Origin of the sequence: Sphingomonas sp. STIS6.2, assembly GCF_000732685.2 — a bacterium.
Lineage (GTDB): Bacteria > Pseudomonadota > Alphaproteobacteria > Sphingomonadales > Sphingomonadaceae > Sphingomonas > Sphingomonas aerolata.
Window position 1 is genome coordinate 34,619 of the sequence record NZ_JPDP02000015.1, and the last position, 7,789, is coordinate 42,407.

At 66.3% G+C, this 7,789-nt stretch carries 8 protein-coding genes; 7 read left to right on the forward strand and 1 reads right to left on the reverse strand.

The features are described from left to right. The first annotated feature begins 14 nt into the window (after positions 1–14). The gene (locus tag sphst_RS02405) at positions 15–491 is read left to right on the forward strand and encodes a hypothetical protein (protein ID WP_031395973.1); all 477 of its coding nucleotides are present in this window, start codon (positions 15–17) and stop codon (positions 489–491) included. Positions 492–881: 390 nt separating this feature from the next. Here sphst_RS02405 and sphst_RS02410 read toward each other — a convergent pair whose 3' ends face one another. Further along, a complete protein-coding gene (locus sphst_RS02410; RefSeq protein WP_031395974.1) occupies positions 882–1,361 on the reverse strand; it encodes an SRPBCC domain-containing protein in 480 nt (159 codons plus the stop codon). 296 nt (positions 1,362–1,657) lie between these two features. Between sphst_RS02410 and sphst_RS02415 the strand changes: the two genes are divergently transcribed. The 6 genes from sphst_RS02415 to sphst_RS02440 form a co-directional block, all read left to right on the forward strand. After that, on the forward strand, positions 1,658–2,536 hold the full coding sequence (locus sphst_RS02415; protein WP_031395975.1) for a TorF family putative porin: 879 nt from the start codon (positions 1,658–1,660) through the stop codon (positions 2,534–2,536). Between the two features lie 106 nt (positions 2,537–2,642). After that, positions 2,643–2,732 (forward strand): K(+)-transporting ATPase subunit F, encoded by a 90-nt coding sequence (gene kdpF / locus sphst_RS02420; RefSeq protein WP_022685962.1) that lies wholly within the window; start codon positions 2,643–2,645, stop codon positions 2,730–2,732. 14 nt (positions 2,733–2,746) lie between these two features. Beyond that, complete coding sequence (kdpA, locus tag sphst_RS02425) at positions 2,747–4,450, forward strand: potassium-transporting ATPase subunit KdpA (protein ID WP_107045093.1); 1,704 nt, start codon at positions 2,747–2,749, stop codon at positions 4,448–4,450. A 12-nt stretch (positions 4,451–4,462) separates the two neighbouring features. Continuing rightward, complete coding sequence (gene kdpB, locus sphst_RS02430; protein WP_031395977.1) at positions 4,463–6,499, forward strand: potassium-transporting ATPase subunit KdpB; 2,037 nt, start codon at positions 4,463–4,465, stop codon at positions 6,497–6,499. 12 nt (positions 6,500–6,511) lie between these two features. Further along, positions 6,512–7,102, forward strand: coding sequence for a potassium-transporting ATPase subunit KdpC (gene kdpC / locus sphst_RS02435; RefSeq protein WP_107045094.1), 591 nt, complete (start codon positions 6,512–6,514; stop codon positions 7,100–7,102). Beyond that, the coding region (locus sphst_RS02440) for a histidine kinase (RefSeq protein ID WP_442800373.1) at positions 7,102–7,789 on the forward strand (688 nt) is incomplete at its 3' end. The genes kdpC and sphst_RS02440, both read left to right, overlap by 1 nt.

A 7,789-nucleotide genomic window follows, 5' to 3' on the forward strand; every position in this document is an offset into this window, starting at 1 on the left:
GCCGTGCGTGACCAATGTCCGATCCTGCAAAACCGCCCACGCGTGCGCGGCTGATCTACACCGCGCTGTGCGTGCTCGACCAGACGATCGACGATTGCTGTCCGCACCCGGTGAAGCCAAATCCGGGGTTGCGGCTGGCGCTGGCCTTGCTGCATTTCTGGGGTGAGGGCGACCGGTCGCCGTTCGACCAGTTCTGGCGGGTGGTCACCGCGGCACCCAATGCGATCACGCGGACGCCGGACACGCGGGCGACCTATGCCCGGACCTATCTCAGCGCGATCTGCCGGCAGGTCGGGATGCCGCTCAGCGTCGATATGCTGATCGGCCTGCGCAAGGCGCGCGGCCTGCCGACCTATGAACGGCCGCCCGCCGATTGCCTGTGCCCGGTGATGGCAGAAGCATCACAAGACGACGGCGGCGACCCGATAAAGGCCGCTGGACGATCGCGCGATCGTGATGCTGCCGTTGGAAAAGGACGGCAGGGCGCGTGACGGGGCGCCGTCTGTCTCGATCCGGGATTCGCGGACGACATGAGGCTTGTCCGCCGCGGCCATATTTTAGACGCTCGTCGCAGAGCTTACTGCTCCAAGACGGTAAGAGCTCGGCATCCCGCCCGCGACATCGACGGTGTCACACGGAGCGGGCGGGATGCTTCACACATTATCAACTAGTTGATCCTAATCAAGCACTCGAGGCTCTCGCCTCCAGTGACGAGTACCCTCAGCGCCCCGCCATGATCTTTCACACGGACATGCGGGGCGCTTTTCTCGTCTTTGGCCAGGGCACGGATTCCATGCCGAAGCGGACAGCCGGGCGGGTCTGGCAAACGCTCCATGACTCCGGCGAGCATATATTCCCAGAGCGGCGGTTCCCGACCCGCGCTATCGATCCTGGCCGGCGAGCAATTCGCCGAGTTGTTCCAATTGCTCCGGCAATCCTGCCGCCGAGCCCTGCAGTGCCTCGTCGAGCGCCTCCCGGGACGGATAGAATTCGCGAAACGTCAGCAGCGTCTGTGCATCGCGGTCCTCGAAGGTCAAAGTCGTGATCGCGCCCTCTTCGCCTTCGTCATTGGTCCAGACGATGCGGTCGTTCGGTACCACCTCGATATAGCTGCCGTAGAAGGTCATGATATCGGAGCCGCCGGCGCTGAACCCCAGCCGGTATGTGCCGCCGGTGCGGACGTCGAGGTCGCAAGAGACCAGCGAAATGCCGGCGGCGGACTTCGGTACCCACCATCGCTGGAAGAGATCGGCCTGGCTCCACGCCTCATAGACGGTGCTGCGCGGTGCATCGAATGTCCGCATTACGACGAGTTCGCGATCGCCGCAGCGCTCGACCGCATTGCTACCCTGGCTGTCCATCGTTTGCCTCCCGCTTCAGGTCACCGATCACATTCTCCAATGCGGCAAAGCGGCCCTCGCAAAGCTGCCCGTGCGCCTCGATCCACATCGCCCCCGCGGCGAGGCCGCGCGCGTCATCACTAATTTGGCGCCGGTTTATCACCGGGCATATCGGCCCACAGCGTAAAAATGCGCCAGCTATATGCGCGCTATATGCCATTTCCCGGAATCGATCTCGAATTGCTACGATCGATGCGCCTAATCGCACATCCCTGAAGGCATCGTCGTGTGACGAGCGCCGTTCAAGGGGTGCATCAATGAAGTTCCGTCATGCGGCAGTGCTTGTCGCGATCCTCGCTCTTCCCGTCACCGCGCAGGCGCAATCGACACCCGGCGACAAGGCCGAGGCCGCTGCAGACACCGCTCCCCCGGCAACGCTGACGGTCAGCGGTTCGGCGGCGATCGCCTCCGACTATCGGTTTCGCGGCGTGTCGCAGTCCGACCGGCACATGGCCGTCCAGGGCGGCATCACGGTGTCGCACGCAAGCGGTCTCTATGCCGGCGTCTGGGGATCGAACCTTGCCGGCTGGGGGACGTTCGGCGGTGCCAATATGGAGCTCGATCTGATCGGCGGCTACAAGGCGAAGCTTGCCAACAACGCCACGCTCGACGTGGGCCTCACCTGGTACATGTATCCGGGCGGCGCCGATAAAACCGACTTCGCCGAGCCCTATGTGAAGCTGACCGGGACGACCGGTCCGGCGACGCTGACCGCGGGTGCGGCCTATGCGCCCCAGCAGCAGGCGATCGGTAAATGGTATGCGACCGGCGCCGATGCCGCGGCGGGCGTCTATACGAGTCCGGGCGACAAGGACGACAATCTGTACCTGTGGGGCGACGGCGCGCTTGCGCTGGCCGGTACGCCGATCACCGCCAAGGCGCATGTCGGGCACAGCTGGGGGCAGGACGGGCTCGGTCCCAACGCGACTGCGGTCGCGCCGACCGGCGAATATTGGGACTGGTCGCTCGGCGCGGATGCGACCTGGCACAACCTCACCTTCAACGTGTCGTACATCGACACCGACATTTCGGGTGCCGAGGCGACCTATCTGCGCCCCAGTTTCAGCAAGGGGCAGGACGGCAGCGGCAATATCGCCGGCGGCACGATCGTCGCGTCGCTGACCGCGGCCTTTTGAGGAGACGTGGCGATGGACGACCTGATCTGGATCCTCGTCATGGTCGGGCTGGTGGCGGCGACGCTCGCTTATGCCCGGCTCTGCGACAACGCATGAGGACGCACGCATGACGCTCGACCTCTGGCTCGCGGCGCTGACCGCGCTTGGCCTTCTCATCTACCTGGTGGCGGTCCTGATCCGCCCCGAACGCTTCTGAAGGAGGCGGACACCATGACATTCCAGGGCTGGATCCTGATCCTCGGCTTCGTTGCCATCCTGCTCGCGCTGACCAAACCGGTCGGCGCCTGGCTTTTTACGCTGTACGAGGGACGGCGGACACCGCTCCATGTCGTGCTCGGCCCGGTCGAGCGCGGCTTCTATACGCTCGCGGGCATCGACCCGCATGCCGAGCAGGGGTGGCGGCGGTATGCGCTGCACATGCTGTTCTTCAACGTTGCGTTGATGGCGTTTACCTATGCGGTGCTGCGCCTACAGGGCGTGCTGCCGGGTAATCCGCAGGGGCTTGCCGGGCTCAGCCCGAACCTCGCGTTCAACACCGCGATCAGCTTCACCACCAACACCAACTGGCAGAGCTATGGCGGGGAATCGACGATGTCGAACCTCAGCCAGATGCTGGGGCTGACGATCCATAACTTCCTGTCCGCGGCCACGGGGATCGCGCTCGCCTTCGCGCTGTTCCGCGGTTTCGCGCGGCGCGAATCCAAGGCGATCGGCAATTTCTGGGCGGATATGACGCGGGTCACGCTCTATATCCTGCTGCCGATCTCGATCGTCTACGCGCTGTTCCTGATCGCCAGCGGCGTGCCGCAGACGATGGCGGGCGTCGTCGACGTGCAGACGCTGGAGGGCGCGAAACAGTCGCTGCTGCTCGGCCCGGTCGCGAGCCAGGAAGCGATCAAGATGCTCGGCACCAACGGTGGCGGCTTCTTCAACGCAAACTCCGCACACCCGTTCGAGAACCCGACCGCGCTGACCAACCTCGTCCAGATGCTGTCGATCTTCCTGATCGGCTTCGGGCTGACCTGGACGTTCGGCAAGGCGGTCGGCAACACCAAGCAGGGCTGGGCGATCCTGTCGGCGATGCTGATCCTGTTCCTCGCCGGTGTCACCGTCACCTATTGGCAGGAAGCCGCGGGCAACCCGGTGCTCCAGCATCTCGGCGTCGCGGGCGGCAACATGGAGGGCAAGGAGGTCCGCTTCGGGATCGCCGCGTCCGCCTTGTTCTCGGTCGTCACCACCGCGGCGTCGTGCGGCGCGGTCAACAGCATGCATGACAGCTTCACCGCGCTCGGCGGGATGATCCCGCTGTTCAACATGCAGCTCGGCGAGGTCGTGATCGGCGGCGTCGGCGCAGGGATTTACGGCTTCCTGCTGTTCGCGATCCTCGCGGTGTTCGTCGCTGGGCTGATGGTCGGGCGCACACCCGAATATGTCGGCAAGAAGATCGAAAGCCGCGAAGTGAAGCTCGCGGTGCTGGCGATCGCGGTGCTGCCGTTGATGATCCTCGGGCTGACCGCGCTGTCGTCGGTGCTGCAACAAGGGCTGGCGGGGCCGCTCAACAAGGGGCCGCATGGCTTCAGCGAGATCCTCTACGCCTTCACCAGCGCGGTCGCCAACAACGGTTCCGCCTTTGCAGGGCTGACCGCCAACACGCCTTATTACAACGGGCTGCTGGGCGTCGCGATGTGGGTCGGGCGGTTCTTCATCATCGTGCCGATGCTCGCCATCGCCGGGAGCCTGGCCGCGAAGAAGTACACACCCGAAAGCGCGGGCTCGTTCCCGACGACGGGCGGGCTGTGGGTGGGGCTGCTGGTCGGCATCATCCTGATCCTGGGCGGTCTCACCTTCCTGCCGGGCCTCGCGCTCGGTCCCATCGCCGATCATCTCGCGATGATCAGCGGCACATTGTCCTGATCGGGGGCCACCATGGCAAAGACCCAGACAAAAAGCCTGTTCACGGCCGACCTCGTCGTCCCCGCGATCAAGGCGTCGTTCCTCAAGCTCAATCCAAAGGAACTGATCCGCAATCCGGTGATGTTCGTCACCGCCGTGGTCGCGGCGTTGATGACCGTGCTGCTCGTGGTCGGGCAGGATAATCTGTCGATCGGCTTCAAGCTTCAGCTCGTCATCTGGCTGTGGCTGACCGTGTTGTTCGGCACCTTTGCCGAAGCGCTCGCCGAGGGGCGCGGCAAGGCGCAGGCGGCGTCGTTGCGCGCGACCAAGGCGGAACTGACCGCCAAGCGGCTCAAAGGCGACGGGCGCGAGTTCGACGCGGTGCCCGCCAGCCAGCTCAAGGTCGGCGACATTGTGCTGGTCGAGACCAACGACCTGATCCCGTCCGACGGTGACGTCGTTTCGGGCGTGGCCTCGGTCAACGAAGCGGCGATCACCGGCGAGAGCGCGCCGGTGATCCGCGAGGCGGGCGGCGACCGCTCGGCGGTGACCGCGGGGACGCGCGTCATCTCGGACGAGATCCGCGTCAAGGTGACGGTCGAGCCCGGCAAGGGCTTCCTCGACCGGATGATCGCGCTGGTCGAGGGTGCCGAGCGGCAGAAGACGCCGAACGAGATCGCGCTGACGCTGCTGCTCGTCGGGCTGACGATCATCTTCCTGATCGCGGTCGGCACCGTCCCGGGCTTCGCGTCCTATGCCGGCGGGTCGATCCCGGTGGCGATGCTGGCGGCGTTGCTGATCACGCTGATCCCGACGACGATCGCGGCGTTGCTGTCGGCGATCGGGATCGCGGGGATGGACCGGCTGGTGCGCTTCAACGTGCTCGCCAAGTCGGGGCGCGCCGTGGAGGCCGCGGGCGACATCGACGTCCTATTGCTCGACAAGACCGGTACGATCACGATCGGCGACCGGCAGGCGAGCGAGTTTCGCGCGGTGTCGGGCACCAGCGCGCAGCAACTCGCCGAAGCCGCGCTGATTGCCAGCCTTGCCGACGAAACGCCGGAAGGCCGCTCGATCGTGCTGCTCGCGCGCCAGACGTTCAACGTCGCGACGACCACGCTCCCTACCGGGGCCGAAATCATCCCGTTCACCGCGCAGACCCGCATTTCGGGGGTGAAGATGGCCGACACCTTGATCCAGAAGGGCGCGGTGGATTCGATCCTGCGCGCCAATGCCGGATCGGGCGAAACCGCGGCGGCGACCGAACTGCGCCGGATCACCGACGAGATCGCTCGCGCCGGCGGGACTCCGCTGGCGGTCGCGCAGGACGGGCGCCTGCTCGGCGCGATCTTCCTCAAGGACGTGGTCAAGGCCGGGATCCGCGAACGGTTCGGCGAGCTGCGCGCGATGGGGATCCGCACGGTGATGATCACCGGCGACAATCCGCTGACCGCGGCGGCAATCGCGGCCGAGGCCGGGGTGGACGATTTCCTCGCCCAGGCGACGCCCGAGGACAAGCTGGAGCTGATCCGGAAGGAGCAGACCGGCGGCCGGCTGGTCGCGATGTGCGGCGACGGCACCAACGACGCGCCCGCGCTCGCCCAAGCCGATGTTGGCGTCGCGATGAACACCGGCACGCAGGCGGCGCGCGAGGCGGGCAACATGGTCGATCTCGACAGCGATCCTACCAAGCTGATCGAGGTCGTCGGCCTCGGCAAGCAGTTGCTGATGACGCGCGGGGCGCTGACGACCTTCTCGGTCGCCAACGACGTCGCGAAATATTTCGCGATCATTCCGGCGATGTTCGTCGTGCTCTATCCGGGGCTTGGCGTGCTGAACGTGATGCGGTTGGGGAGTCCTGAAAGCGCGATCCTGTCGGCGATCATCTTCAACGCGGTCATCATCCCCTGCCTCGTCCCGCTGGCGCTGCGCGGCGTCGCCTACAGGCCGATGGCAGCCGGACCGCTGCTCGCACGCAACCTCGCGGTGTACGGCCTGGGTGGCCTCGTTGCACCGTTCATCGGCATCAAGCTCATCGACCTTGTGGTCGGTGGCCTCGGTCTCGCATAAGGAAAGACAGACATGGGCAAGGATTTCACCTCCGCGCTGCGGCCGGCGATCGTCATGACGATCCTGTTCGCGGTCCTTCTCGGGCTCGTCTACCCGTTCGCCATGACCGGAATCGGCCAGGCGCTGTTCCCGAGCCAAGCGAATGGCAGCCTGGTACGCGACGCACGCGGCACCGTCATCGGCTCGACCGTGGTGGGACAGGCCTTCACGACCGATCGCTATTTCCAGACGCGGCCATCGGCGGCCGGCAAGGGCTATGACGGTCTGGCGTCGTCGGGGTCGAACCTCGGCCCGGCGAGCCAGGCGCTGGTCGATCGCGTGACGCCCGACGTCGCGAAACGCCGTGCCGAGGGTGTGGCCGGTCCGGTGCCTGCCGATCTGGTCACCGCCAGTGGTTCGGGGCTCGATCCCGATCTGTCGCCCGCCGCCGCGCTGGCCCAGGCGCCACGTATCGCGCGCGTTCGAGGCGTGCCGGTCGAGCGGGTTCGCGCTTTGGTCACGGATGCAATGGATGCGTCCATCCTCGGGGAGCCGCACGTCAACGTGCTGGCGCTCAACCGCGCGCTCGACGGCCTGTCGGCCTCGGGCGCGCCCGCGCGCTGATGCCGGTCTCGGGCGACGGCAGACCTGACCCCGACGCCCTCCTGCGCGCTGCTGCGCAGGAGGGCAGGGGGCGTTTCAAGGTGTTCCTCGGCGCCGCGCCCGGAGTCGGCAAGACGTTCGAGATGCTGTCCGAGGGCGCGGCGCGGCGCCGCGACGGCGTCGACGTCGTCGTCGGCGTGGTCGAGACGCACGGCCGGGCGGAAACCCAGGCGCTGACCCGCGGCCACGATATCATTCCGAGGCGGGCGGTCGCCTATGAAGGCCGCACGCTCCAGGAGATGGATCTGGATGCGATCCTCGCGCGCGCGCCGCGCCTCGTCCTCGTCGACGAGCTCGCACACACCAATGCGCCGGGCAGTCGACACCCCAAACGCTATCAGGACGTCGAGGAACTGCTGGTCGCGGGGATCGACGTCTATTCGACCGTCAACATCCAGCACGTCGAGAGCCTGAACGACATCGTCGCCAGCTTCACCCGCGTCCGGGTGCGCGAAACGGTGCCTGACAGCGTGCTGGAAATGGCCGAGATCGAGGTCGTCGACATCCCGCCCGACGAGCTGATCGAGCGACTGCGCGCCGGCAAGGTCTATCTGCCGCACGAGGCAACGCGTGCGCTGTCGCACTTCTTCTCCAAATCCAACCTGTCCGCCTTGCGCGAACTCGCGCTCCGCCGCGCGCAGGCGGTCG

Bases quoted from the DNA above. Each gene is read 5' to 3' on its own strand.
- kdpB (WP_031395977.1), top strand. From the start codon at position 4,463: ATGGCAAAGACCCAGACAAAAAGCCTGTTCACGGCCGACCTCGTCGTC.
- sphst_RS02415 (WP_031395975.1), top strand. From the start codon at position 1,658: ATGAAGTTCCGTCATGCGGCAGTGCTTGTCGCGATCCTCGCTCTTCCC.
- kdpC (WP_107045094.1), top strand. From the start codon at position 6,512: ATGGGCAAGGATTTCACCTCCGCGCTGCGGCCGGCGATCGTCATGACG.
- sphst_RS02405 (WP_031395973.1), top strand. From the start codon at position 15: ATGTCCGATCCTGCAAAACCGCCCACGCGTGCGCGGCTGATCTACACC.
- sphst_RS02410 (WP_031395974.1), bottom strand. From the start codon at position 1,361: ATGGACAGCCAGGGTAGCAATGCGGTCGAGCGCTGCGGCGATCGCGAA.
- kdpA (WP_107045093.1), top strand. From the start codon at position 2,747: ATGACATTCCAGGGCTGGATCCTGATCCTCGGCTTCGTTGCCATCCTG.
- kdpF (WP_022685962.1), top strand. From the start codon at position 2,643: ATGACGCTCGACCTCTGGCTCGCGGCGCTGACCGCGCTTGGCCTTCTC.